This is a genomic window from Kitasatospora sp. SolWspMP-SS2h (genome assembly GCF_003259315.1).
Classification (GTDB): domain Bacteria; phylum Actinomycetota; class Actinomycetes; order Streptomycetales; family Streptomycetaceae; genus Kitasatospora; species Kitasatospora fiedleri.
Genome location: NZ_QLLT01000006.1, coordinates 77979 through 102749 on the forward strand (window position 1 = coordinate 77979; position 24771 = coordinate 102749).

Genomic DNA, 24771 nt, shown 5'->3' on the forward strand with positions numbered 1-24771 from the left:
CGGCGCCGCGGTGAGCGGTACCGCGCCGGTTTGACGTGCCCCGGAGGAAACCGGTTCCGGCCGGAGCCGGAGGAGCGGGCCTAGCCGCCGTACTCCGGCATGCCCGCCACCACCCGGCGCGCCTCGACCGGCACCCGCACCCGCGTCACGGCCGGGGCCGACACCGCCGGGAGCGGTCCGGCGACCGGCCAGAACCGGCCCAATCGGCGCGAGGAGTCCAGCAGTTCGGCCAGCGACTCGGCGTCGGCGTCGTCGCGGCGGCGGCCCGGCCGCCACCCGGAGGAGTGATCGATCACCATGGCTACCCAGCTCCGATCGCCGTGCCGCGGCCACGCTGCCGCGGACCTGGACGGGGGCCGCGTCCGGCCCCCGTACTGGCGACCCTAGGCCGACCTGCGGCCGGAAGACAGCCCTACCGCTCGGTAGCACCCGGTCGGGCCGGTACCGTAGGCGGGTTGTTGCCCCCAGCTCCGGCCACCGCCGGTCCGCCAGAGGAGACCCCGTGCGCATCGCCGTCGCCGGCTCGATCGCCACCGACCACCTGACGACCTTCCCCGGACGCTTCTCCGACCAGCTGGTGCCCGAGCAGCTGCACACGGTGTCGCTCTCCTTCCTGGTCGACACCCTGGACATCCGCCGCGGCGGGGTGGGCCCCAACATCGCCTTCGGCATGGGCGTCCTCGGCCTGCGCCCCGTCCTGGTCGGCGCGGCCGGCGGCGACTTCGCCGAGTACCGCAGCTGGCTCGACCGGCACGGCGTGGACACCGACTCGGTGCACATCTCGGAGACCCGGCACACCGCCCGGTTCATGTGCACCACCGACCAGGACCACAACCAGATCGCGTCCTTCTACACCGGCGCGATGGTCGAGGCCCGCAACATCGAGCTCAAGCCGATCGCCGACCGGGTCGGCGGCCTCGACCTGGTGCTGATCGGCGCGGACGACCCGGCCGCCATGGTGCGCCACACCCAGGAGTGCCGCACCCGCGGCTACGCCTTCGCCGCCGACCCCTCCCAGCAGCTCGCCCGCCTGGAGGGCGACGACATCCGGGAGATCGTCGACGGCGCGGCCTACCTCTTCACCAACGAGTACGAGGCCGCCCTGATCGAGTCCAAGACCGGCTGGTCCGCGGACGAGATCCTGGAGCGCGTCACCACCCGGGTCACCACCCTCGGCCCCAAGGGCGTCCGCATCCAGCGCCGGGGCGAGCCCGACATCGTGGTCGGCTGCCCCGCCGAGGAGCGCAAGGCCGACCCCACCGGCGTCGGCGACGCCTTCCGGGCCGGCTTCCTGGCCGGGCTCTCCTGGGAGCTGGGCCTGGAGCGCGCCGCCCAGGTCGGCTGCATGCTCGCCACCCTGGTGATCGAGACCGTCGGCACCCAGGAGTACGAGCTGCGCGGCGGCCACTTCCTGGAGCGCTTCGAGACCGCCTACGGCGCCGAGGCGGCGGCCGACATCCGCACCAGGATCGCGCTCTAGGCCGGACCGGGCCCGGCCCGCCCGCCGGGCCCGCCGCTACGCGCCGGCCGACGGCTCCGGCCGGGCCCGGCGCACCAGGTAGGCGGTGCCGCGGGCGCCCCCGTACTCCGCGGCGGGGGCCTCGCCCTCGTAGGCGTGGCCGCACATCCCGCACCAGGCGGGGATGTCGTGGCGGGCCGCCTCGTCGTCGGACAGGACGGCGACGCGCCCGCCGGGCGCGACCTCGCCGATGTGCTTGGCCAGCTCGATGACCGGGATCGGGCAGCGCTTGCCGAGCGCGTCCAGGACCAGCGCGTCGGCGCCGCCCGCCGGGGGCAGGTCGAGGCCGAGCGGGGCGCGGACCCCGGCGACCACCCGGGGGAGCACGTCGAGGAAGGCGTCGACCTCGGCGGCAGTGGTGCCGGCCGGGAGCGAGACCCGCAGGTTGCCCTCGGTGAGGACGCCCATCGCGGCCAGCACGTGGCTGGGCGTCAGGGTGCTGGAGGTGCAGGAGGAGCCGGAGCTGACCGCGAAGCCGGCCCGGTCGAGTTCGGTGAGCAGCACCTCGCCGTCCACGTACAGGCAGGAGAAGGTGACCAGGTGCGGGAGGCGCAGCTCAGGGTGGCCGACCACCTCGACGGCGGGCACCAGCTCCGGGACCCGGCGGCGGATCACCTCGACCAGCGCCCGCAGCCGGGCGTCCTCCGCCGCCGCCCCGTCCCGGACGGCGCGCAGCGAGGCCGCGGCGGCGACGATCGCCGGGACGTTGGTGAAGCCGGGCACCCGCCCGTTCTCCCGGTCGTCGGCGGGCAGCGGCGAGGAGTAGCGGACGCCCTTGCGGACCGCGAGCACCCCGACGCCGGCCGGCCCGCCCCACTTGTGCGCGCTCGCGGTGAGCACCGACCAGCCCTCCGGCACCGGCAGCCGCCCGGCGCTCTGCGCGGCGTCCACCAGCAGCGGGACGTCGCCGAGCAGCGCGGCGGCCTCGGCCACCGGCTGCAGGGTGCCGACCTCGTGGTTGGCGGACTGCAGGACGGCGAGCGCGGTGTCGGGGCGCAGCGCGGCGGCGAACTCCCCGGCGTCGACCCGGCCGTGGCGGTCGACCGGGACGGCGGTGGCGCTGCCGCCGTCGGCCTCCCAGCGTTCGGCGGTGTGCAGGACGGCGGAGTGCTCGACGGCGGAGTGCACCAGGTGGGCGCCGCGGCGGCGGTGGCCGCGCAGGGCGCCCAGGACGCCCAACTGGACGGCCTGGGTGCCGGACCCGGTGAAGGCGATCTCGTCGGCCCGGGCGCCGAGCACCTCGGCGACGGTCTCCCGGGCGGCGTCCAGCAGCATCCGGGCCTGCCGGGCGGAGCGGTGCAGCCGGGCCGGGTCGGCCCAGCCCTCGTAGAGGGCGGCGAGCAGGGCCTGCCGGGCGACGGGGTGCAGCGGGGCGGTGGAGGCGGCGTCGAAGTAGGGCACCGGGCCACCGTAGACGACCGCGCGCGGTGCCCCTTACGGGGTGATTCCTCCCGGCCCGCCGGGGAGCCGACGCTCCGTCACCCGCGTGTCGCAGGACGGTCGCCCGTTCGGCCGTGGGAGGCTCGGATGTCCGCCATGACCTGCGACTCCGTCCGCCCCGCGGGGGCGGTTCACCCCACGGGGGCTGATCGGGTAGCCGGGCGGCGCGTTACCGGGGGCTGCCCGTGAGCGCCGCATAAGGATGGAGTAGCGTTTGGCCCGCATAAGCATTCAAACCGTGCCCGTGGCCGGATCACCGAGGAGACCTGACAACGGACTCCGGACGGTGGTGCGTTCCCGGGCGAGACTTCGGGAAGGCGCTACGTGAGTCCCAACGGCTCCGACCGCTCGCCGCGGCGCACGATGCGGCGGAAGCTGCCTCAGGCGCTGGCACTGGGCCTCGTCATCGCGACCGCCACCGGCTGCTCGGCCAACGACCTGCCCAGGCTTGGCCTCCCCAGTCCCGTCACGAAGGAAGGCCCGCTGGTCCTTCACATGTGGCAGGGCTCGTGGATCGCGGCTCTGGTTGTTGGTGCATTGATGTGGGGTCTGATCCTCTGGAGCGTGTTCTTCCACCGGCGCAGCCGCACCAAGGTGGAGGTCCCCGCTCAGACCCGGTACAACGTGCCCATCGAGGCGCTGTACACCGCGGTCCCCCTCGTCATCGTCTCGGTGCTGTTCTACTTCGTCGCCCGCGACGAGGCCACCCTGACGAAGGTCGACGCGAAGCCCCAGCACACGATCAACGTGGTGGGCTTCCAGTGGAGTTGGGCGTTCAACTACGAGAACTCCGAGATCCCGGACCCGGCGAGCACCACCGCCGCGTACGAGGTCGGCAGCACCAAGGAGCCTCCGACGCTCTACCTGCCGATCAACGAGTCCGTGAAGTTCCGGCTGACCTCCAACGACGTCATCCACGACTTCTGGCCCGTCAACTTCATGATGAAGATGGACGTCGTGCCCGGTGTGGTCAACGAGTTCCAGGTCACCCCGACCGCGCTCGGCACCTACCGCGGCAAGTGCGCCGAGCTCTGCGGCCAGGACCACTCGCGGATGCTGTTCAACGTCAAGGTCGTCACGGCCGACGAGTACCAGCAGCACCTCAAGGAACTCCGCGACAAGGGCCAGGCCGGCGCGGTTCCCGCAGGCATCCTCCCCACCACGGGAAGTAGTGAAGAGAAGTGACCATCCTCAACGAGCCCGCCGCGGCCGGTGGGGGAGCCGGGGCCGTCACCTCGGGGACTCCGCGGGTGCGCAAGCCGGGCAACGCGATCATCAAGTGGCTCACCACCACCGACCACAAGACGATCGGCACCCTCTACCTGGCGACCTCGTTCGCCTTCTTCCTGATCGGTGGCGTGCTCGCCCTGATCATGCGGGCCGAGCTGGCCCGTCCGGGCACCCAGATCCTGTCGAACGAGCAGTTCAACCAGGCGTTCACCATGCATGGCACGATCATGCTGCTGATGTTCGCCACCCCGCTGTTCTCCGGCTTCACCAACTGGATCATGCCGCTCCAGATCGGCGCCCCCGACGTCGCCTTCCCGCGACTGAACATGTTCGCCTACTGGCTGTACCTGTTCGGCTCGATCATCGCGGTGGCGGGCTTCCTGACCCCGCAGGGCGCGGCCGACTTCGGCTGGTTCGCCTACTCGCCGCTGAGCGACGCCGTCCGCTCGCCGGGCGTCGGCGCCGACATGTGGATCATGGGCCTGGCCTTCTCCGGCTTCGGCACCATCCTCGGTGCGGTCAACTTCATCACCACGATCATCTGCATGCGCGCGCCCGGCATGACGATGTTCCGGATGTCGATCTTCGTCTGGAACGTCCTGCTGACCTCGGTGCTGGTCCTGCTGGCCTTCCCGGTCCTCGCGGCCGCGCTGTTCGCCCTGGAGGCGGACCGGAAGTTCGGGGCGCACGTCTTCGACCCGACGAACGGCGGCGCGCTGCTCTGGCAGCACCTGTTCTGGTTCTTCGGCCATCCCGAGGTCTACATCATCGCGCTGCCGTTCTTCGGCATCGTCTCCGAGATCATCCCGGTGTTCAGCCGCAAGCCGATGTTCGGCTACTCCGGCCTGATCGCCGCGACCATCGCCATCGCCGGCCTCTCGGTGACGGTGTGGGCGCACCACATGTACGTGACGGGGCAGGTGCTGCTGCCGTTCTTCTCGTTCATGACCTTCCTGATCGCGGTCCCGACCGGTGTGAAGTTCTTCAACTGGGTCGGCACCATGTGGAAGGGCTCGCTCAGCTTCGAGACCCCGATGCTCTGGACGGTCGGCTTCCTGGTCACCTTCCTGTTCGGCGGCCTGACCGGCGTGCTGCTGGCCTCCCCGCCGATCGACTTCCACGTCTCGGACTCGTACTTCGTCGTCGCGCACTTCCACTACGTGGTGTTCGGCACCGTCGTCTTCGCGATGTTCGCCGGCTTCCACTTCTGGTGGCCGAAGATGACCGGCAAGATGCTGGACGAGCGCCTGGGCAAGATCACCTTCTGGACGCTGTTCATCGGCTTCCACACCACCTTCCTGGTCCAGCACTGGCTGGGCGCCGAGGGCATGCCCCGCCGCTACGCCGACTACCTGGCCTCGGACGGCTTCACCACGCTGAACACCGTCTCGACCATCGGCTCGTTCCTGCTCGGCCTGTCGATCCTGCCGTTCCTCTACAACGTCTGGAAGACCGCCAAGTACGGCGAGAAGGTCAACGTCGACGACCCGTGGGGCTACGGCCGCTCGCTGGAGTGGGCGACCTCCTGCCCGCCGCCGCGGCACAACTTCACCACCCTGCCGCGGATCCGCTCCGAGTCCCCGGCGTTCGACCTGCACCACCCGGAGATCGCCGCGCTGGACTACCTGGAGAACCACGGTGAGCCGGCCAAGCACTTCGAGGGTGTGACCCCCGCGCAGTACGACCGTCCGTCGCTGGGCAAGGGCAAGAATGAGGGTGACGCCCGATGAAGGAACAGGGAAAGATCTTCGCCGGTCTGGCCGTCTTCATCCTGGCCATCGCCATCACCTACATGGTCTGGACCGGTAAGTCGGACCACGGCCTGGAGGCCGCCGGCACCACCGCGCTCTTCCTGGCCTTCGGCCTGGCCGCCTTCATCGGCTTCTACCTGGCGTTCACCGCCAAGCGGGTGGACACCGGCGCGGGCGACAACCCCGAGGCCGAGGTCGCGGACGACGCCGGCGAGCTGGGCTTCTTCGCCCCGCACAGCTGGCAGCCGCTCTCGCTGGCGATCGGCGGCGCGCTGGCCTTCCTCGGCGTGGTCTTCGGCTGGTGGCTGCTGTTCTGGTCGGTCCCGATCCTCCTGGTCGGCCTGTTCGGCTGGGTCTTCGAGTTCTACCGCGGCGAGAACCAGAACCAGTAGGTTCCGGACCGCGCGGCCGCACGGCGGGCCGGGCACCCCCTCGGGGGTGCCCGGCCCCCGTCGTTCCCGGGGCGGGCCGGGCCTCCGTCCCCCGACCGGGTTACCCGGAGTGCCGACCGGGTGACGCCTTCCTACGCTCTGAGGCAGGTTCACACCCCTGGGAGGTTCCGTTGAAGGGCTCTCGGATAGCCGGCAGTACCCGGACCGCGCTGGCCGCCATGCTGGTGCTGGCCCCCGCCGCGGCCTGTTCCTCCGACAACGACTCGGCGGAGAAGGACTCGTCGCCCCGTCAGATCGACGTGACCCCGCTGGTCCACACCTCGGCCGCCGAGGAGCAGGCCGACCCGGCGCAGGCGTTCAGCGTCACCACGGACGGCACCGCGAAACTCGACGCCGTCACCGTCACCGACCCGGACGGGAAGCCGGTGGCCGGCGAACTCGCCGCCGACCAGCAGCACTGGCGGACCACCGACCCGCTCCGGGCCGGCGCCGCGTACACCGTCAAGGTCGCGGCCGAGGACGGCAAGGGCGGCCACGGCGAGACCGGCTCCACTTTCACCACCGCCGAGGCGCAGCACGTCGTCACCGCCGAACTCGGCCCCGACAGCTCCGGCAGCGGCGTCTACGGCGTCGGCCAGCCGCTCACCGTCAAGCTCTCCGAGCCGGTCACCGACCCGGCGGCCCGCCAGCAGATCGAACGCGGGCTGACCGTCACCTCGCAGCCCGCCGTGACCGGCGCCTGGTACTGGGTCGACGACGAGAACCTGCACTTCCGGCCGCAGGACTACTGGCCCGCCAACACCACCGTCAAGCTCTCCTACGACCTGCCGGGCCTCCCGCTCTCCGCCGGCGTCTACGGCGGCGAGGAGCAGACCCTCGACCTCCGCACCGGCGACCGGATCGAGGCGCTGGTCGACGCGGCCACCGACCAGCTGACGTACAAGCGCAACGGCGAGGTGGTGAAGACCATCCCGGTCACCACCGGCAAGCCCGGCTTCGACACCCGCAACGGCGTCAAGGTGGTGCTCGGGCAGGAGTCCGACGTCCGGATGAGCAGCGAGACCATCGGCATCGCGGCCGGCAGCAGCGAGGCCTACGACCTGGACGTGAAGTGGGCGACCCGGGTCACCTGGAGCGGCGAGTACGTCCACGCCGCGCCGTGGTCCGTGTCGTCGCAGGGCAAGGAGAACGTCAGCCACGGCTGCACCGGGATGAGCACCGACGAGGCCAAGTGGTTCTTCGACAACACCCGGGTCGGTGACGTCGTGCAGGTGGTCAACAGCAAGGGCCACGAGATGGAGCCGTTCGGCAACGGGTTCGGCGACTGGAACATCGGCTTCGACGAGTACGTGAAGCACAGCGCGCTGGGCAAGCCGGTCAGCACGGCGGCGTCCGGGGACGCGGCGAACGAGATGCCCGCCCCCAGCGTCAACCCGGGTCCGAGCGCGAGCCCGACGGGCCGGTGAGGCGCGGCGAGGTCCGCCCGGGGAGCGGGGCTCCCGCCGGGCGGACCTCGCCGCTGTCCGCCGCGGGTCAGCGGTGGGCCGCGTCCAGGGCGGTGGCGACCGCGGCCAGCGCCTCGTCGCGGGTGAGGCCGAGGCGGACGGCCCGGGCCGCGTACTCGGCGGCGGCGGTGGCGGCCAGGCGGTGCGAGGTGTCCCCGGTGGGGGCGACGGTGGTGCCGGCCCGGCCGCGGGTCTCGACCACCCCGTCGGCCTCCAGCTCGCGGTAGGCGCGGGCCACCGTGTTCGCGGCCAGGCCGAGCTGTTCGGCCAGCGCGCGGACGGTGGGGAGCTTCAGGCCGACCGGGAGCTCGCCGGTACGGGCCCGGGCCGCGATCTGCGAGCGGACCTGCTCGTAGGGCGGGACGGGGGACTGGTGATCGATCGCCACGTGCACCCGGTCAACATAACAGGGCGTCAGGGCCGGTTCCGGCCCGAGATGCCAGAACCCCCCTCCGGCCGGAGCCGGAGGGGGGTTCTGACGTGGCGGGACAGCTACCCGGGATCAGTGGTGGCCGTGGCCGCTGGTGATCTCGTGGTACTCCTCGGTGGTGGGCTTGGCGATCTGGTTGCCCTCGCCGTAGAAGCCCTCGGAGAGCTTCACCCGGGTCTTGGTGACCACGCCGGCCTTGCGGGCCACGCCGTTCTCGTCCGTCTCGGCGGGCAGCTCCAGCGGCCGGGGCTGCTCGTGGGCGGTGAGGGTGTGCAGGTCCTTCGGCGCCAGCGGAGTGTGCACCTCGACGAACTCGCCGTGCGGCAGGCGCTTGATGACGCCGGACTCGCGGCCGTGCAGCACCTTCTCCTTGTCGCGGCGCTGGAGGCCGAGGCACCAGCGCTTGGTGACGAAGAAGGTGAGGACCGGGACCACGAAGAAGCCGATGCGCACCGTGTAGGTGATCGTGTTGATCGACAGGTGCAGGTGGGTGGCGAACAGGTCGTTGCCACCGCCGACCAGCAGGATCAGGTACAGCGAGATCCAGGCCGCGCCGAACGCGGTGCGGACCGGGGCGTTGCGCGGGCGGTCCAGGAGGTGGTGCTCGCGCTTGTCGCCGGTGACCCAGGACTCGATGAACGGCCAGATCGCGATCGCGACCAGCACCATCGGGAAGATCGCCAGCGGGACCATCACGCCGAGGTTCAGCGTGTGGCCGCCCCAGACCGAGATCTCCCAGCCCGGCATGATGCGGATCAGGCCCTCGGAGAAGCCCATGTACCAGTCGGGCTGGGCGTCGGTCGACACCTGGTCCGGACGGTACGGGCCGTACGCCCAGATCGGGTTGATCGTGGCGATCGCGGACATCGCCGCGATGATGCCGAACACCAGGAAGAAGAAGCCGCCGGCCTTCGCCATGTAGATCGGCATCAGCGGCATGCCGACGACGTTCTTCTCGGTCTTGCCCGGGCCCGCCCACTGGGTGTGCTTGTGGTAGAAGACCAGGATCAGGTGCGCGACCAGCAGGCCCAGCATGATGCCCGGGATGAGCAGCACGTGGATGGTGAAGAAGCGCGGGACGATGTCGGTGCCCGGGAACTCGCCGCCGAACAGGAACATCTGGATGTAGGTGCCGACGATCGGCACCGCCAGGATCGCGCCCTCCATGAAGCGGATGCCGGTGCCGGACAGCAGGTCGTCCGGCAGCGAGTAGCCGAAGAAGCCGTCGAACATGCCCAGGACCAGCAGCAGGAAGCCGAAGACCCAGTTGATCTCGCGCGGCTTGCGGAAGGCGCCGGTGAAGAAGACGCGCATCATGTGCACGAGCATCGCGGCCACGAAGACCAGGGCGGCCCAGTGGTGGATCTGCCGGATCAGCAGACCGCCGCGGATCTCGAAGCTGATGTTCATCGTGGAGGCGTACGCCTCCGACATCCGGATGCCGTTCAGCGGCAGGTACGAGCCGTGGTAGACGGTCTCGGCCATGCTCGGCTTGAAGAACAGCGTCAGGTACACACCCGTGAGGATGATGATGATGAAGCTGTAGAGGCAGATCTCACCGAGCATGAAGGACCAGTGGTCCGGGAAGATCTTGCGCAGGTTGGCCTTGGCCAGGGAGTAGATCCCGACCCGGCCGTCCACCCAGTCGGCAGCGGCCTCGGCCTTGTTGGCGGGCTTGGCGCGGGTGCTGGCCGGCTTGGAGGCGCCGGTGTTGGTGCCGCTTGCGGAACTCATCGCGGACGCTCCCAGTAGCTCGGGCCGACGGGCTCGTCGAAGTCGCCGGTGGCGACCAGGTAGCCCTGCTCATCGGTGGTGATCTTCAGCTGCGGCAGCGGGTGGCCGGCCGGGCCGAAGATGACGCGAGCGCCGTCCGCCAGGTCGAAGGTCGACTGGTGGCAGGGGCAGAGCGCGTGGTGGGTCTGCTGCTCGTACAGCGAGATCGGGCAGCCGACGTGGGTGCAGATCTTCGAGTAGGCGAGGATGCCCTCGAAGCCCTTCTCGCGGGACTTGTCGTCCTTGATGTCCTCCGGGGCGATCCGGATGAGCATCAGGGCGTCCTTGGCGATCCGCTGCTGGAAGTCCTCGGCCGACTCCTCGAGGCCCTCGGGCTTCGCGAAGGTGAGCGAGCCCTGGACGATGTCCTCGGGCTTCATCGGCTCGTCGGTGTTCATGTTGACGAGCTTGATCGGCTGGGCCGGGGTCGCCTCCACCCAGTTGGTGTGGAGCAGCTTCTTCTCCGGCAGCGGACCGAGGTCGCGCAGCAGCACCACGCCGGACAGCGGCACCAGGGCCATCGAGCCGATCAGGGTGTTGCGGATCATCTTGCGGCGGCCGAAGCCGGACTCCGCGGCACCCGTCCTGAACTGCTCGATGACGTCGTTGCGGACGTCGTCGTCGGCCTCGATCGCGTGGCGCTCGGCCGGCATCTCGTGGTCCGACATCAGGGTGCGGGCCCAGTGGACCGCGCCCGCGCCGATGCAGAACAGCGCCACGCCCAGGGTCATGCCCAGGGCGAAGTTGAGCGCGCTGACGTGGCCCAGCGGGAAGATGTAGACCAGCTTGTCGGCGTCGATCGACGCGTAGGACGCGATGAAGCCGACGGTCGCCAGCATCGAGACCACGAACAGCAGCGACACCTGGCGCTCGGCCCGCTTGGCGGCCCGCTCGTCGATGTCGGTCCGACGCGGTTGGTGGGCCGGCAGGCCCGGGTCGGCGAACGGGTCGCCGTGGGTGGCGACGGCCGTGCCGTGGGAGGCGTCGTGCGCCTCCGGCAGGTTCTCTGACATGTCGTGGCTCATGACTTCTTGGCCTTGGTGGTGTGGGCGGCGACCCAGATCGCGATCGCGATCAGCGCGCCGAGACCGAAGATCCAGCCGAACAGGCCCTCGGTCACCGGACCGAGGCTGCCCAGCGCGAGACCACCGGGGTTGGGCTCGTCGTTCGTGTGGCGGACGAAGGCCACGATCTGGCGCTTCTGCTCCTCCGGCATGGTGGTGTCGGGGAAGGACGGCATGTTCTGCGGGCCGGTCTGCATGGCCTCGTAGATGTGCTTCGCGTCCACGCCCTCCAGCGACGGGGCGTACTTGCCGTTGGTCAGCGCACCGCCCTTGCCGGCGAAGTTGTGGCACTGGGCGCAGTTGGTGCGGAACAGCTCGCCGCCCTTGGCGACCTGCTCGGCGTTGGTCACCGGGTCGTCGGAGGGCTGGTACTGCTTGCTGTCCGGAGCGACCGGGCCCGGGCCCAGCGAGGCCACGTAGGCGGCCAGCTGGTCGATCTCGGCCTGGGAGTAGATGTTCTTCTTGCGCGGGACCTGGGCGCCCGGCTGCTGGGCCGGCATGCGGCCGGTGCCGACCTGGAAGTCGACCGCCGCGGAACCGACGCCGACCAGCGACGGGCCGTCAGAAGTGCCCTGGCCGTTCAGGCCGTGGCAGGAGGAGCAGCCGACGGCGAAGAGCTTCTTGCCCTCGTCGATGGCGAGCGACTGCGCCGAGCTGTCGGCCTGCGCCTTCTCGGCGGGCGCGAAAGCGGCGTACAGCCCCCCGGTGGCCGCCAGGGCGAGAAGTAGAACGACGACCGCCGCCAGTGGGTGGCGCCGTCGTGCGGAGAGCTTTTTCACGGAATAACCCCGGTGTCAGGATCTGGTCGGCAGCAGCCTGCCCCCGACTCCCAGGCGTCGAAGGTGACGCCGGGCCAGGGGCGGGGCGGCTGTTACTTGATCAGGTAGATGGTCGCGAACAGGCCGATCCACACGACGTCGACGAAGTGCCAGTAGTACGACACCACGATCGCCGCGGTTGCCTGCTCGTGGGTGAACCGCCGCGCCGCGTAGGTCCGTCCGAGGACCAGCAGGAAGGCGATCAGACCACCCGTCACGTGGAGTCCGTGGAAGCCGGTGGTCAGGTAGAACACCGTGCCGTACGGGTCCGAGGACAGCGACAGGCCGTCCTTCTTGACCAGCTCGGTGTACTCGAAGATCTGGCCGCCGATGAAGATGGCGCCCATCACGAAGGTGATCGTGAACCACGAGCGCAGCTTCTTCACGTCACCGCGCTCGGCGGCGAACACGCCGAGCTGGCAGGTGAGCGAGGAGAGCACCAGGATCGTGGTGTTGACCGAGGAGAACGGCACGTTGAGGGCATGGGCCTTCTCGTGCCAGAACTCGGCACCCTTGACCGAGCGGAGGGTGAAGTACATCGCGAACAGGGCCGCGAAGAACATCAGCTCCGAGCTCAGCCAGACAATGGTTCCGACGCTGACCAGGTTCGGCCTGTTGACCGCTCCGTGCGCGTGTCCGGTTTCTGTTGCTGTTGCTGTCGCCACGACGGACATTATGTCGGTCCCTTATTCCGTCTTCACGCCGGGGGGTCTCCCTCGGAGTGTCCGGTGCGTGAGGTATGCCCGCCTCGCGCACCGCCCGTTTTCTGACGGTTGTTCGAGCGGGTGAGTGCGTTGGGCCGCCGGGGTGACCCCCGGGCGCGGCGGCTTGAGCGAGATCGCGTCGGGGTCTCCGCAGGACGGGCGCGCGGGAGTAGCATCCGTCCAAGGACGTGGCCCGGGTCACACTGGGCCGTTCGGTCGGGGCCGCCCGGCGCGGGCACACATATAAGAGGACGAGCACCAGGAAGCAGGGGCCATGGCGCAGCACTCCGACGAGACGCTCACCGTTCTCGTCTACAGCGACGACCGCAACACCCGTGAGCAGGTGGCCCTCGCCCTCGGCAGGCGGCCCGCCGCGGACGTCCCCGCCCTCGACTACCTGGAGTGCGCCACCGCGCCCGCGGTGCTGCGCGCCCTGGAGAAGGGCGGCGTCGACCTCTGCGTCCTGGACGGCGAGGCCGCCCCGGTCGGCGGTCTCGGCCTGACCCGGCAGCTGAAGGACGAGATCTACGGCTGCCCGCCGGTCCTGGTGGTGATCGGCCGGCCGCAGGACTCCTGGCTCGCCGCCTGGAGCCGGGCCGACGCCGCGATCTCCCACCCGGTCGACCCGGTCGGCCTCGCCGACGCCGCGACCGCGCTGCTGCGGGCCCGGCTCGCCCGGCGGGCGCCCGCCGGGCGCTGACCGGGGCCGCCGCGTCTCAGCTGGAGAGAAGGGGGCGGCAACCCGGGGCGGCCGTCCCCGCTCGCTCGATAGGCTGACGTCGTTTCTTCGGGATTCCTCCGGGACGATGACGAGAGCTGGAGTCAGCCATGGTGAACGCGCACTCTGCGAACGGCGGTAGCGAGCCCGCGCAGGTGGTCCGCACCTGGCCCGACCTGCTCAGCTCGCTGCTCCAGGGCGACGACCTCTCGCAGGCGGACACCGCCTGGGCGATGGACCGGATCATGAGCGGCGAGGCCAGCCCCGTCCAGGTGGGCGGCTTCCTGATCGCGATGCGCGGCAAGGGCGAGACGGTCGAGGAGATCGCCGGCCTGGTCGAGGCGATGTACGCGCACGCGGTGCCGCTGGACATCCCCGGCCCGGCGGTCGACATCGTCGGCACCGGCGGCGACCGGGCCAGGACGGTCAACATCTCCACCATGTCCGCGGTGGTCGCCGCCGCCGCCGGGGCGAAGGTGGTCAAGCACGGCAACCGGGCCTCCTCCTCGGCCTCCGGCTCCTCCGACGTGCTCGGCCGCCTCGGCATCAACCTGGAACTGCCCGCCGACCGGGTCGCGGCGGTGGCCGAGGAGGTCGGCCTGACCTTCTGCTTCGCCGCCAGGTTCCACCCCTCGATGCGGCACACCGCCCAGGCGCGCGCCGAACTGGCCGTCCCGACGGTCTTCAACATCCTCGGCCCGCTCACCAACCCGGCCAGGGTCACCTCGCACGCCGTCGGCTGCTTCGACACCCGGCTGGCCGGCCTGATCGCCGGCGTGCTGGCCCGGCGCGGCGCGCAGGGGCTGGTCTTCCGGGGGGACGACGGGCTCGACGAGTTGACCGTCACCACCACCTCGCACGTCTGGGTGATCCGCGACGGCGAGGTGACGGAGACCGGCTTCGACCCGCGCGACGTGGGGATCGAGCTGGTCGGGATCGAGGCCCTGCGCGGCGCCGACGCCGAGCACAACGCGGACGTCGCCCGGCGGGTCCTGAACGGCGAGCGCGGGCCGGTGCGGGACGCCGTCCTGCTCAACAGCGCCGCCGCGCTGGTCGCGCTGGAGCTGGGGGAGGCGCCGCTCACCGCGCAGATCGCGGCGGCGATGGAGCGGACCGCGGCGGCGATCGACTCGGGGGCGGCGGGGGCGCTGCTGAAGCGCTGGGCGGAGGCGACGCAGGCGTAGCGGACGCCCGTCCGGGGGCCGGGGCCGCCGTCGCCCTGGCCCTTTCGGCTGCCTGGTCCCCGGCCCCTCGGCTGCCCGGCCCCCGGCCGTCCCGCGCCTTCTCGCCATGTGGACGGGTGTTGAGACGGGACGTGTCTCGTGTACTGTTTTCGCCAGGTCATGAGTGACAGCGCGAAGCCCCAGCTGGCTGTCCGGCAACCCTCCGTCCGTGGCGGGGTGCCCTGGGTGAGGACCAGGCCGTGCGGCGACGAGCCCGCGCGGCAAGCGCGGACTTCCGGTGCAGCTCCTCCGGGGTCCTGGCCCCGTGGAGGAGTGCACCCATGTCTGTGACCACCGAGATCTGTGAGCCGCTGGCGGTGCTGGGCGGGGACGTCGAGGTGCCGCTGGCCTCCGGCGAGAAGGTCGGCTACGCGGCGCTGGACTACGCGGCGAGCGCTCCGGCGCTGAAGCGGGTCTGGGACGACGTCGCGGCGTACGCGCCGTACTACGGGTCGGTGCACCGGGGGGCCGGGTACCTGTCGCAGCTGTCGACCGACCTGTTCGAGCAGAGCCGGCGGACCGTCGCCGAGTTCCTGGACCTGCGGGACGGGGACCAGGTGGTGTTCACCCGGGCGACCACCGACTCGCTCAACCTGCTGGCGGGGGCGGTCCCGGCCGGGACCGAGGTGTTCGCCTTCGAGACCGAGCACCACGCCTCGTTGCTGCCGTGGCGGCGCGAGGGCCTGACGGTGCGCTACCTGCGGGCGCCGCGGTCGCACGCGGAGGCGGTGGCGGCGCTGGAGGAGGCCCTGCTGGGGGCGGCCGAGGGGCCGAAGCTGTTCTGCGTGACCGGGGCGTCGAACGTGACCGGCGAGCTGTGGCCGGTCGGGGAGCTGACCGCCGTCGCGCACCGCTACGGTGCCCGGGTGGTGCTGGACGCGGCCCAGCTGGCACCCCACCACCGGGTCTCGGTGCGGGAGTCGGACGTCGACTGGGTCGCGTTCTCCGGGCACAAGCTGTACGCGCCGTTCGGCGCCGGGGTGCTGGCGGGCCGCTCGGACTGGCTGGACGCCGCCGAGCCGTACCTGGCCGGCGGCGGGGCGAGCCGGACGGTGGCCCGCGAGCTGGACGGCGCGGTGGCGGTGGAGTGGCACACCGGCCCGGCGCGGCACGAGGCCGGTTCGCCGAACGTGATCGGCGCGTACGCGATCGCCTCGGCCTGCCGGGCGCTGGACGAGGCCGGCTTCGAGGCGCTGGAGGCCCGGGAGCGGGCGCTGGTGGCGAAGCTGACCGAGGGCCTGGCGGCGGTCCCCGAGGTGCGGGTCCTCAGCCTGTTCGGCGAGGGCTCCGACCGGGTCGGCGTGGTGTCGTTCGTGGTGCGCGGCTGGAACAGCTCGCACTTCTCGGCCGCGCTCTCCGCCGAGTACGGCATCGGCGTCCGGGACGGGCTGTTCTGCGCGCACCCGCTGGTGCGCACCCTGCTCGGCGGTGAGGAGAGCGCCCCGAGCGAGTGCGGGGCGCCGGAGTCCTCGCTGCCCGGCGAGCGCAGCCTGAACGCGATCCGGGTCAGCTTCGGCGCCGGGACGCCCGTCGAGCACCTGGACCGGTTCCTGACCGCGGTGCGCGAGCTGGTCAGCGACGGCGCGAAGTGGACCTACCGCAACGAGGGCGGCCGCTGCGTGGTCGACACCCAGCAGCAGCGCTGAGCGCTCAGCCGTCCAGGCCGAGCGAGAACGCGGCCTCCAGGTCGTGCTGGGAGTAGGTGCGGAAGGCGATGTGGGTCTCGGTGTTGGAGACGCCCGGGACCTTGTTGAGGCGGCCGGGGATCACCTCGGCCAGGTCCTCGTGGCCCCGGACCCGGACCATCGCGACCAGGTCGTAGGTGCCGGTGACGGAGTAGACCTCGCTGACGCCCTCGATCGCGGCGATCGCCTCGGCGATCTCGGGAATCCGGTCGACGTCGGTGTTGATGAGGACGATCGCGGTGATCACTGGGCGACTCCCGTTCGAGAAGGTGCGCCCAGGGTATCGCCCGCCGGACGGGCGGCCCACGCGAACAGCCAGCCCGTCACGAAGCCGATCACGTGCACCAGGTAGGCCACCCCGTCGCCGCCGGAGGTGACCGACCAGAACTGCAGCGCGAACCACAGGCCGAGCACCAGCCAGGCCGGGAAGCGCAGCGGCAGGAAGAGCAGGGCCGGCACCAGCGCGGTCACCCGGGCCCTCGGGTACAGCCGCAGGAACGCGCCCAGCACCCCGGCGATCGCGCCGGACGCGCCGACCAGCGCCCGTACCGCGTCCGGCGTGCCCGCCTCGGCCAGCGCGTAGCCGTAGGTGGCCAGGTAGCCGATCGCCAGGTAGCCGACCAGGAAGCGGACCCGGCCCAGCCGGGCCTCCACGGCCGGGCCGAAGACGAACAGGAACAGCAGGTTCCCCACCAGGTGCAGCCAGCCCGCGTGGACGAACAGCGCGGTCAGCACCGACAGTTCGGGGATCTTGCCGGGGGTGGCCGGCAGCACGCAGCCGGGCGCCGCCGGGGGGAGCGCCGACAGCTGGGCCGCCGTCAGCGGACGGCCCCCCAGCAGCTCGGCCGGGACGGCGCCCCAGCGGTGCTCGTAGCGCTGCTCGGCGCAGGCCCGGGCGTCGCCGCTGCCGTACAGCGGGTTCGGGCCGGACGGGCCGAGCAGCATGGCCAGCGCGGCCAGGGCGATCAGCAGGTAGCTGGCGACCGGGGTGCGGGCGGCCCGCTCGGCCGCCGGCGAACCGGCCCGGGCGGGGGCGGAGAGCACCATGCCGGTCAGCATTCCTCGGGGGCGCACCCGCGACACCGGGCGCTGCTCCGGGCGGGTGAGCGTCCGGGCTGTGGACCGGTGATCCGCCCGTCCGGCGGCAGGCAATAGGCTGGAGGCCCGGAACCGGGACCAGCCGAGAGGGACCACTGATGAGCATTGCCGCGCCGACCGCCGAGACCCGCTGGCGCTGCACCCTGTGCGGCAACCTGACCCGCTTCGACGTCACCCGTTCGTCCCGGGTGACCGACTTCCTGCACTTCGACCTCTCCGGCGAGTCCAAGGTCGAGGAGACCCAGGTGCTCGCGGAGACCATCGAGTCCGTGCGCTGCCGCTGGTGCAACGCCGTCGACCAGGTCGAGCTGGTGGCCCGTCCCGGCGCCGAGGAGTCCGCGGAGGGCGGGGCCCAGCAGGGCTGACGCCGTCCCCACCGCCCCGCGTTCCCGTCCGGCCCGGACGGGGGCGCGGGGCGCACTCGTCGGCGGGGTGCTGTCGGAGCGGCACGGTAGACGGGACAATTGGCAGCAGCGGCGGACACCAACGCCCGCCCGGCACCCGCCGGGAGGGCCCGCCAGGACCAGGATCGGAGCCGAGGACAGTGGCGGAGGCAGCGAACGCGCCGGCGGGCCCGGACGGGACCGCGCCCGCCCCGGCCCGGGACGACGCGGCGGAGACGGCCGGGCGCCCCCTGCCCGAGGGCGTGCGCCGGCGGGTGGTCGGCATCGCCTCGGACGCGCTCGGCGGCATCGCCCCGGGCGAGCTGCCCGCCTCGCTGCGCCCGTACGCCAAGTTCACCCCGGCCCGGCGGGCCAAGTACGCGGGGACCGCGCTGGCCGCCGCGCTGGAGTCGGACCCGGCGTTCCGGGTCCGGATAGCCGAACGGCTGCGGCTCGGCCAGCCCGACCTGGTGCAGGCCCTGGAGTCGGGCGCCGTCCCGGCCGCCGCCGACCCGATGGACGTGGCCGCCGCCGCCTACCTGGTCCGCCCGTCCGGCTGGGCCCGGCTGGTGGAGGAGGCCGGCGAGGAGGCCGAGCGGGTCGACGCCGAGGGCGCCGCCGCCGAGGCCGCCCGGCTGGCCGGGAAGCTCCAGGAGGAGCTGGCCGAGGCCCGGGCCGCGGCCCGCGGCGAGCTGGAGCGGCACCGGGCCGAGGCCGAGGGGGTGCGCCGGGAGGCGGAGTCGCTGCGCAAGAAGGTCCGCTCGCTGGAGGCGGACACCCGGCGGGCGCAGGCCGAGAACCGCCGGCTGTCCGGGGAGCTGGCCGAGGTCCGGGCCGCCGCCGCCGCCGAGCGCAGCACCGCCGAGAGCGAGGCCCGGCGGCTGCGGCACCGGGTCACCGAGCTGGAGGCCGCGGTGGAGAGCGGGCGGCGCACCGCCCGGGAGGGCCGCAGCGTCGAGGACATGCGGCTGCGGCTGCTGCTGGACAGCGTGCTGCAGTCGGCCCAGGGCCTCCAGCGCGAGCTGGCGCTGCCGGTGACCGCGCTGCGCCCGGCCGACCTGGTGGAGGCGGTCGAGCCCGGCTCGGCCTCGCCGCACGACGTGGCCCGGCGCGGTCTGGCCGAGGACGACCCGGCGCTGCTGGACCAGCTGCTGGCCATCCCGCAGGTCCACCTGGTGGTGGACGGCTACAACGTGACCAAGACCGGCTACCCCCAACTGCCGCTGGAGCAGCAGCGGATGCGGCTGCTGGGCGGGCTGGCGATGCTGGCCCAGCGCACCCAGGCCGAGGTGACCTGCGTGTTCGACGGTCAGGACCTGGACGTGCCGGTGATCATGGCCCCGCCGCGCGGGGTGCGGGTGCGCTTCAGCCGGACCGGGGAGACCGCGGACGAGCTGATCCGCCGGCTGGTGCGGGCCGAGCCGCAGGGCCGTCCGGTGGTGGTGGTCTCCGCCGACCGGGAGGTCGCCGACGGGGTCCGCACGGCGGGGGCGCGGCCGGTGGCCTCGGTGCTGCTGCTGAACCGGCTGGCGCGCAGCTGAGGGGCGGTCGGAGGCCCCCGGGCGGCCGGAGTGTGACGGTCCCGTGAAAGGGGGCGGGGGCGGGCATCCGGAAGCCCCCGGGAGTGGACGCGGGGGCCGGGACTTCACTAGGGTCTGGCGTCAAACCTATATTCCGGACCATCACTCGTCGGGGTGAGTCCAGCAGGAAGAAGGAGCTCCCCCTTGGCCTCCCACCGCCGTCCCAAGCAGCCGAGCCGTGCGCGGATCTCCGTGTTCACCGCTGCCGCCGCGACCGCGGTCGCCCTGACGGCCCAGGCCAGCGCGCACGCCGCCCCGGCCCAGCCGAACAAGGACGAGGTGAAGGCGCAGGTCGACAAGCTGCTGGAGGAGCAGGAGCAGTCCGCCGAGAAGTACAACGGCGCCAAGGAGCGGGCCGACCAGCTGCGCAAGCAGGCCGACGACCTGCAGGACCAGGTGGCCCGCGGCCAGGAGCAGTTGACCGAGCTGGCCTCCGGGCTGGCGGCGGTGGCCGGCGACCAGTACCGGCAGGGCGGCGTCGACCCGTCGATGCAGCTGATGCTCTCCTCGAACCCGGACCAGTACCTCACCCAGGCCACCTCCTTCGGGCAGGCGGCCAGCACCCAGGCCGAGACGCTCAAGTCGCTCAAGGACCAGCAGCGCCGCCTGGACCAGCAGAAGCAGGAGGCCTCCCAGGTCCTCCAGGAGCTGGACAGCCAGACCCAGGCGCTCAACGACGCCAAGAACGACGTGAACGCCAAGCTCGCCGAGGCGCAGAAGCTGCTCTCCAAGCTGAACGCCGCGGACCGCGCCTCCATCCTCCGCGGCTCCGGCGGCGGCACCGCCTCGCGCAGCGCCTCCCGGGTCGACCCGTCCACCCTGCCGCCGGCCAGCGGATACGCGGCGACCGCGGTGGCGGCCGCGCTGGGCAAGCAGGGCTCGGCGTACGTCTGGGGCGCCACCGGGTCGAGCACCTTCGACTGCTCGGGCCTGATGGTGTGGGCGTACAAGCAGGCCGGCGTCTCGCTGCCGCGCACCTCGCAGTCGCAGGGCAGCTACGGCACCAACGTGGGCACCGACTGGCACAACGCGCAGCCCGGCGACCTGGTCATCTACTACGGCGACCGGCACCACGTCGGCATGTACATCGGCAACGGCCTGGTGGTGCACGCGCCGCGCACCGGTGACGTGGTGAAGACGATGAAGGTCGACACCCTGCCGATCTCCACCATCCGCCGGGTCTGACCGGGCGGGTCGGGTCTGACCCGGCGGACCGACTCCGGCCGGGGTTGGTCGACGGCCCGGCGAATCGGACAAACGCCCCACCGGGCGACAACTGACGCACTGTGACACGCCCGGGCGGGTCGGGATCCTGCTGTGATCCGTGACACGCCCGGGTGTGGTGTTTCTCGACCGCAGGGTGAGAATTGCTCCGTGCTGGGTGGTGAACCGATCACGTTCGGTCATAAGTGTCGCGGTATTTGATTCAGAACCAGATTTTTTTCCGACAAGGATTTGAACGGATCACGGATCGGTTACTAGGGTCGTGCTTCGACCACCGCAGTGTCGATCGCCCAAGGGGGCGGCGGCGGAGGTCGCCGCCGAGTCCGTGACGCAGCGGGCAGACCGTCAACACTGGGTCTGCCGACGGGGATACCCCTGCGGGGGTGCTGTCGAACGGAGCCGGGGAACCACGTTCCCCCGGGGTGAATCGGCGCCGGGCCGACCGCCGCGCGCGGTCGGTGAAGCGCCGTAGGGCATCTCTTCCAGCCCGAACCCGTCAGCTCACCCGGTAGGCGGTGTGAGGAAGAAGGAGTCCGCCTTCGTGGCGTCCCATCGCCGTCCCAAGCCCATCGGCCGTGCCCGGGTCTCGATTCTCACTGCCACCGCCGCCGCTGCCGTGGCGCTCTCCGCCCAGGGCGGGGCGCACGCCGACCCGGCACCGACCAAGGACCAGGTCAAGGCCCAGGTCGACGAGCTCAACGAGCAGGCCGAGGTGAAGACGGAGGCGCTCAACGCCTCGGTCGAGAAGCAGCAGGACCTGCAGAAGCAGGTCGGCCAGCTCCAGGACCAGCTCGCCCGGCAGCAGGAGCAGGTGACCTCCGCCCGGGAGTCGCTGGCCGGCATCGCCGCCGAGCAGTACCGCACCGGCACCATGCCGCAGACCATGCAGCTGATGCTCTCCAGCAGCCCGGACACCTTCCTGGGCCAGGCCGGCGCGCTGAACGCGGTCGGCTCCACCCAGGCCGACCTGCTCAAGACCTTCCAGAACGAGCAGGCCAAGCTCGACGCGCAGCGCGAGGAGGCCGAGAGCAAGCTCGCCGAACTGGACACCACCACCAAGGCCCTCAAGGCCGACAAGGAGGACGTCCAGGCGAAGCTGGCCAAGGCCCAGGAACTGCTCAACACGCTGACCCAGCAGGAGCGCGAGCAGCTCGCCGCCGCCGAGGCCAAGGCCGCCGCGGACGCCAAGGCGAAGGCCGACTCCGCGCAGCAGCAGCAACAGCAGCAGCAGCCGCGGGCCTCCCGCGACAGCGGCCGGGCGGAGCTGAACGCCCCGGCGTCCTCCAGCTTCTCGGGCAACGCGGTCGGTGCGGCGGCCTCCAAGCTGGGCAGCTGGTACTCCTACGGCGCGGCCGGACCGAGCACCTTCGACTGCTCCGGGCTGATGCAGTGGGCCTACAAGCAGGCCGGGGTGTCCATCCCGCGCACCTCGCAGGCGCAGGCCGGGGCCGGCACCAGCCTCGGCACCAACATCGCCAACGCCCGCCCGGGCGACCTGATCATCTACTACGGCGACCAGCACCACGTCGGCATGTACGTCGGCAACGGGCAGATCATCCACGCCCCGCACACCGGCGCGCAGGTCCGCTACGAGTCGGCGACCGCGATGCCGATCAACCGGATCGTCCGGATCTGACGCTCCGTCGAGGCCCCGGCCCGGTACCCCGCACGGGGTGCCGGGCCGCTCTCGTTCGGATGCCCGATTCGGGGTCAAATATTCGGTGCTGTCAGGGTTTGGACTGGATCGCTCCGAATCGCTAACCTCTGCCCCCGGGCCCCCGCGAGGACGGCCGTCCGACCGCGGGCGGCGGCGGAGGCCGGCCGCAGAACGGAGCCGTCGCGCGTGTCCGTGCCCCGCCGCACCCCACTGCCCGGCGTCCAGCGCCTCGCCCGCGCCCTGGCGCTCACCGCCGCCGCCACCGGCGCGCTCGGCCTGACCGTGGGCGGGGCCGCCGCGGCCCCGCTCAGCCCCGCCGACCCGCCCAACCGCGGCGAGGTCAAGGCCCGGGTCGACCAGCTCTACGAGGAGGCCGAGCGGGCCTCCGAGCAGTGCAACGCCGCGCTGGAGCAGCAGCGGCGGCTCCAGGCCGAGGCCGGCGCCCTCCAGGACCAGGTCGCCGCCGGGCAGGAGGAGCTCAACCGGATGCGCGGCGACCTGGGCGCCGTCGCCGCCGCCGAGTACCGGTCCCAGGGCATCGACCCCGCCGTCCGGCTGATGCTCGACCAGGACCCGGCCGGCTACCTGACCGGCGCCCGCTCGCTCGAACAGGCCACCGCCCGGCAGGGCGACCGGCTGCGCGAGCTGGCCGAGCGGGCCCGGCGGCTCGACGAGCGCCGGCACGAGGCCGGCGCCAAGCTCGACGAGCTGGAGCGGGCCAGGCAGCGGCTGTCCGCCGCCAAGGACGAGGTCCGCGAGCGGCTGGCCGGGGCCCAGCGGCTGCTGAACGGCCTCGCCCCGGCCGAGCGGGCCCGCCTGACGGCCGACGACGCCCGGGCGGCCCGGCAGCGCGCCACCCGCGGCACCGACCGGATCGACCTCGGCGACCAGCCGCCCTCCTCCGACCGGGCCGCCGCCGCGCTGGCCGCCGCCCTCTCCAAGATCGGCTCCCCCTACGTCTACGGATCGACCGGCCCCGGCACCTTCGACTGCTCCGGTCTGATGTACTGGTCGTGGCGGCAGGCCGGAGTGACCCTGCCGCGGACCTCGCAGGGACAGGCCACGGCCGGCCGGCGGGTGAGCCTCGCCGAAGCCCGGCCCGGAGACCTGGTGATCTTCTACAGCGACAGGCACCACGTCGGCATGTACGCCGGCGGGGGCGTCGTCGTGCACGCCCCCTACCCCGGGGCCCGGGTCCGCTACGAGAGCGTCGGCGCGATGCCGGTCAACACGGTGGTACGGGTCTGAGCCTCGTCGACGAGCCCCCGGTCACCGACCCGGCGACGGCCACCGGGCCGGGCCGGGCCGGCGCTCCGCTGTCCCGGCGGGCCGCCCTGCTGCTGGCCGCCGCCGGGGCCGCCCAGCTCTCGCTCCCGCCGGTCCGGCCCGCCCGGCCGGCCCCCGCCGCGCCGCCCGCGCCACCGCCCGGGCTGCGGGAGACCGCCGTGCGGCTGCTGGAGCAGCGGGCCCGCGCGGTGGCCGGCCGGGACACCGCCGGGCTGCTGGCGGGCTCCGCGGACGGCGCCGAGGAGGCCGACCGGGACCTGCTGACCCGGACCGCCGGGCTGCGCTTCGCCGCCTACACGCTGAAGCTGACCTCCTTCGCCGAGCCGCCCGCCGACGCGGACCGGGTGCGGGTCGGCGCCGAACTGGGCTACCGGCTGGCCGGGGTGGACGACTACCCGGTGCTGCTGGAGCGGCAGGTCGAGCTGGTGCGCGAGGCGGCCGGCTGGCGGGTGGCCCGGGAGGTGCCGACCGGCGCGGCCGCGCCCTGGGACCTGGGCACCGTCCGGACCGCGGAGGGCAGGCGCGGCCTGGTGCTCGGCCTCGGCGAGGCGGCGGAACTGGCCGCGCTGGCCGAGCTGGCGGACCGGGCGGTGCCCGCGGTGGAGGCCGTCTGGGGGCCGTTCGCGGGCCGGCTGCTGCTCGAACTGCCGCTCACCGAGCAGCAGTTCGCCCGCCGGATGGACGTCTCCGCGGACGCCTACCAGGGCATAGCGGCGGTCACCCTGGCGGTCGGCGGCGCCCCCGTGCACACCCCCGCCGACCGGATCGTGGTCAACCCCGACGCGTACCGGCAGCTCAGCGAACTCGGCCGCCGGGTGGTGGTCACCCACGAGGCCACCCACGTCGCGACCCGGGCCGACACCAGGTCCTGGACGCCGCTGTGGCTCTCCGAGGGCGTCGCCGACTACACCGGCTACCGGGACGCCGGGCGCACCGCCCGGCAGATCGCCCCCGAGCTGGCCAAGGACGTCCAGGCCGGGCGGCTGCCCGCCGCGCTGCCCGCCAACGAGGCGTTCACGGCCGGTGCGGCCGGCATCGCCCAGGCCTACGAGCTGGCCTGGCTGGCCTGCGACCTGATCGCCCGCCGGCACGGGCAGGACCGGCTGGTGGCGCTCTACCGCACCGTCGGGGCCTTCGGCGAGGGCGGGCTGGAGCGCGCCATGAAGGCCCAACTCGGGATCGGCGTCGCGGAGTTCACCAAGGAGTGGACGGCCGAGGTGGCCCGGCTCCGGAGCTGATCCGGGCGAGCGGGCGGGCGGGTCCGGTCGGGTCGGGTCGGTCCGGTCGGTC

The 24771-nt window shown here is 72.5% G+C and carries 23 protein-coding genes and 2 riboswitches; of the genes, 14 read left to right on the plus strand and 9 right to left on the minus strand.

Translation table 11 applies throughout. The annotated features are described in order from the left end of the window. Positions 1-80 precede the first annotated feature (80 nt). Complete coding sequence (locus tag K353_RS09215) at positions 81-299, minus strand: hypothetical protein (protein ID WP_111553092.1); 219 nt, start codon at positions 297-299, stop codon at positions 81-83. A gap of 203 nt (positions 300-502) precedes the next feature. Between K353_RS09215 and K353_RS09220 the strand changes: the two genes are divergently transcribed. Next, positions 503-1480 (plus strand): carbohydrate kinase family protein, encoded by a 978-nt coding sequence (locus K353_RS09220; protein WP_111553093.1) that lies wholly within the window; start codon positions 503-505, stop codon positions 1478-1480. 36 nt (positions 1481-1516) lie between these two features. Here K353_RS09220 and K353_RS09225 read toward each other — a convergent pair whose 3' ends face one another. Then, positions 1517-2920, minus strand: coding sequence for a cysteine desulfurase/sulfurtransferase TusA family protein (locus K353_RS09225; protein ID WP_111553094.1), 1404 nt, complete (start codon positions 2918-2920; stop codon positions 1517-1519). A 363-nt stretch (positions 2921-3283) separates the two neighbouring features. Here K353_RS09225 and coxB point away from each other — a divergent pair, with 363 nt between their 5' ends. From coxB to K353_RS09245, 4 genes are all read left to right on the plus strand, one after another. Continuing rightward, positions 3284-4144 carry a cytochrome c oxidase subunit II gene (gene coxB, locus K353_RS09230; protein WP_111553095.1) on the plus strand — a complete coding sequence of 287 codons (861 nt, stop codon included), beginning with the start codon at positions 3284-3286 and terminating at the stop codon, positions 4142-4144. Then, positions 4141-5919: a cytochrome c oxidase subunit I gene (gene ctaD, locus K353_RS09235; protein WP_111553096.1), complete on the plus strand. Its 1779-nt coding sequence runs from the start codon at positions 4141-4143 to the stop codon at positions 5917-5919. Before coxB ends, ctaD begins: the two co-directional genes overlap by 4 nt. Further along, positions 5916-6332, plus strand: coding sequence for a cytochrome c oxidase subunit 4 (locus K353_RS09240; RefSeq protein WP_111553097.1), 417 nt, complete (start codon positions 5916-5918; stop codon positions 6330-6332). The genes ctaD and K353_RS09240 overlap by 4 nt, the downstream gene beginning before the upstream one ends. Before the next feature lie 170 nt (positions 6333-6502). Next, on the plus strand, positions 6503-7798 hold the full coding sequence (locus K353_RS09245) for an Ig-like domain-containing protein (RefSeq protein ID WP_233533466.1): 1296 nt from the start codon (positions 6503-6505) through the stop codon (positions 7796-7798). A gap of 67 nt (positions 7799-7865) precedes the next feature. Here the strand turns inward: K353_RS09245 and K353_RS09250 are convergent, their stop codons facing one another. From K353_RS09250 to K353_RS09270, 5 genes are all read right to left on the minus strand, one after another. Further along, positions 7866-8231 (minus strand): GntR family transcriptional regulator, encoded by a 366-nt coding sequence (locus tag K353_RS09250; protein WP_111553099.1) that lies wholly within the window; start codon positions 8229-8231, stop codon positions 7866-7868. Between the two features lie 108 nt (positions 8232-8339). Beyond that, positions 8340-10001, minus strand: coding sequence for a ubiquinol-cytochrome c reductase cytochrome b subunit (locus K353_RS09255; protein ID WP_111553100.1), 1662 nt, complete (start codon positions 9999-10001; stop codon positions 8340-8342). Next, positions 9998-11053 (minus strand): ubiquinol-cytochrome c reductase iron-sulfur subunit, encoded by a 1056-nt coding sequence (locus K353_RS09260; RefSeq protein WP_233533467.1) that lies wholly within the window; start codon positions 11051-11053, stop codon positions 9998-10000. The genes K353_RS09255 and K353_RS09260 overlap by 4 nt, the downstream gene beginning before the upstream one ends. Positions 11054-11061: 8 nt before the next feature. Further along, complete coding sequence (locus K353_RS09265; RefSeq protein WP_111553102.1) at positions 11062-11883, minus strand: c-type cytochrome; 822 nt, start codon at positions 11881-11883, stop codon at positions 11062-11064. A gap of 92 nt (positions 11884-11975) precedes the next feature. Then, complete coding sequence (locus tag K353_RS09270; RefSeq protein WP_030460978.1) at positions 11976-12596, minus strand: heme-copper oxidase subunit III; 621 nt, start codon at positions 12594-12596, stop codon at positions 11976-11978. A 304-nt stretch (positions 12597-12900) separates the two neighbouring features. Between K353_RS09270 and K353_RS09275 the strand changes: the two genes are divergently transcribed. From K353_RS09275 to K353_RS09285, 3 genes are all read left to right on the plus strand, one after another. Further along, positions 12901-13326, plus strand: a complete 426-nt coding sequence (locus tag K353_RS09275; RefSeq protein ID WP_111553103.1) for a hypothetical protein — start codon at positions 12901-12903, stop codon at positions 13324-13326. A gap of 128 nt (positions 13327-13454) precedes the next feature. Beyond that, positions 13455-14528, plus strand: coding sequence for an anthranilate phosphoribosyltransferase (trpD, locus tag K353_RS09280; protein ID WP_111553104.1), 1074 nt, complete (start codon positions 13455-13457; stop codon positions 14526-14528). A gap of 155 nt (positions 14529-14683) precedes the next feature. Then, positions 14684-14801: riboswitch (SAM riboswitch) on the plus strand. A gap of 47 nt (positions 14802-14848) precedes the next feature. Beyond that, positions 14849-16213 (plus strand): aminotransferase class V-fold PLP-dependent enzyme, encoded by a 1365-nt coding sequence (locus K353_RS09285; protein WP_111553105.1) that lies wholly within the window; start codon positions 14849-14851, stop codon positions 16211-16213. A 4-nt stretch (positions 16214-16217) separates the two neighbouring features. On the opposite strand, the gene K353_RS09290 is transcribed toward K353_RS09285, so the two are convergent. Further along, positions 16218-16499, minus strand: coding sequence for an Lrp/AsnC ligand binding domain-containing protein (locus K353_RS09290; protein WP_111553106.1), 282 nt, complete (start codon positions 16497-16499; stop codon positions 16218-16220). Further along, the gene (locus K353_RS09295) at positions 16496-17299 is read right to left on the minus strand and encodes a rhomboid family intramembrane serine protease (RefSeq protein ID WP_233533468.1); all 804 of its coding nucleotides are present in this window, start codon (positions 17297-17299) and stop codon (positions 16496-16498) included. The genes K353_RS09290 and K353_RS09295 overlap by 4 nt, the downstream gene beginning before the upstream one ends. Before the next feature lie 149 nt (positions 17300-17448). Between K353_RS09295 and K353_RS09300 the strand changes: the two genes are divergently transcribed. From K353_RS09300 to K353_RS09325, 6 genes are all read left to right on the plus strand, one after another. Beyond that, complete coding sequence (locus tag K353_RS09300; protein WP_100835845.1) at positions 17449-17715, plus strand: hypothetical protein; 267 nt, start codon at positions 17449-17451, stop codon at positions 17713-17715. 179 nt (positions 17716-17894) lie between these two features. Next, entirely contained in the window at positions 17895-19274 is a 1380-nt protein-coding gene (locus K353_RS09305; protein ID WP_111553108.1) for an NYN domain-containing protein, read from the plus strand. A 183-nt stretch (positions 19275-19457) separates the two neighbouring features. Continuing rightward, a complete protein-coding gene (locus K353_RS09310; RefSeq protein WP_100835843.1) occupies positions 19458-20498 on the plus strand; it encodes a C40 family peptidase in 1041 nt (346 codons plus the stop codon). 416 nt (positions 20499-20914) lie between these two features. Next, positions 20915-21068, plus strand: a riboswitch (cyclic di-AMP (ydaO/yuaA leader). A 10-nt stretch (positions 21069-21078) separates the two neighbouring features. Further along, a complete protein-coding gene (locus K353_RS09315) occupies positions 21079-22173 on the plus strand; it encodes a C40 family peptidase (protein ID WP_111553240.1) in 1095 nt (364 codons plus the stop codon). Positions 22174-22380: 207 nt separating this feature from the next. Further along, positions 22381-23442 carry a C40 family peptidase gene (locus K353_RS36820; RefSeq protein WP_111553109.1) on the plus strand — a complete coding sequence of 354 codons (1062 nt, stop codon included), beginning with the start codon at positions 22381-22383 and terminating at the stop codon, positions 23440-23442. A 197-nt stretch (positions 23443-23639) separates the two neighbouring features. Next, positions 23640-24719, plus strand: a complete 1080-nt coding sequence (locus K353_RS09325; RefSeq protein WP_111553110.1) for a hypothetical protein — start codon at positions 23640-23642, stop codon at positions 24717-24719. Positions 24720-24771: the final 52 nt, after the last annotated feature.

Coding starts and splice junctions, on each gene's coding strand:
- K353_RS09215 (WP_111553092.1), bottom strand. CDS start 299: ATGGTGATCGATCACTCCTCCGGGTGGCGGCCGGGCCGCCGCCGCGAC.
- K353_RS09275 (WP_111553103.1), top strand. CDS start 12,901: ATGGCGCAGCACTCCGACGAGACGCTCACCGTTCTCGTCTACAGCGAC.
- K353_RS09260 (WP_233533467.1), bottom strand. CDS start 11,053: ATGTCAGAGAACCTGCCGGAGGCGCACGACGCCTCCCACGGCACGGCC.
- K353_RS09270 (WP_030460978.1), bottom strand. CDS start 12,596: ATGTCCGTCGTGGCGACAGCAACAGCAACAGAAACCGGACACGCGCAC.
- K353_RS09300 (WP_100835845.1), top strand. CDS start 17,449: ATGAGCATTGCCGCGCCGACCGCCGAGACCCGCTGGCGCTGCACCCTG.
- K353_RS09285 (WP_111553105.1), top strand. CDS start 14,849: ATGTCTGTGACCACCGAGATCTGTGAGCCGCTGGCGGTGCTGGGCGGG.
- trpD (WP_111553104.1), top strand. CDS start 13,455: ATGGTGAACGCGCACTCTGCGAACGGCGGTAGCGAGCCCGCGCAGGTG.
- K353_RS09295 (WP_233533468.1), bottom strand. CDS start 17,299: ATGGTGCTCTCCGCCCCCGCCCGGGCCGGTTCGCCGGCGGCCGAGCGG.
- K353_RS09255 (WP_111553100.1), bottom strand. CDS start 10,001: ATGAGTTCCGCAAGCGGCACCAACACCGGCGCCTCCAAGCCGGCCAGC.
- K353_RS09240 (WP_111553097.1), top strand. CDS start 5,916: ATGAAGGAACAGGGAAAGATCTTCGCCGGTCTGGCCGTCTTCATCCTG.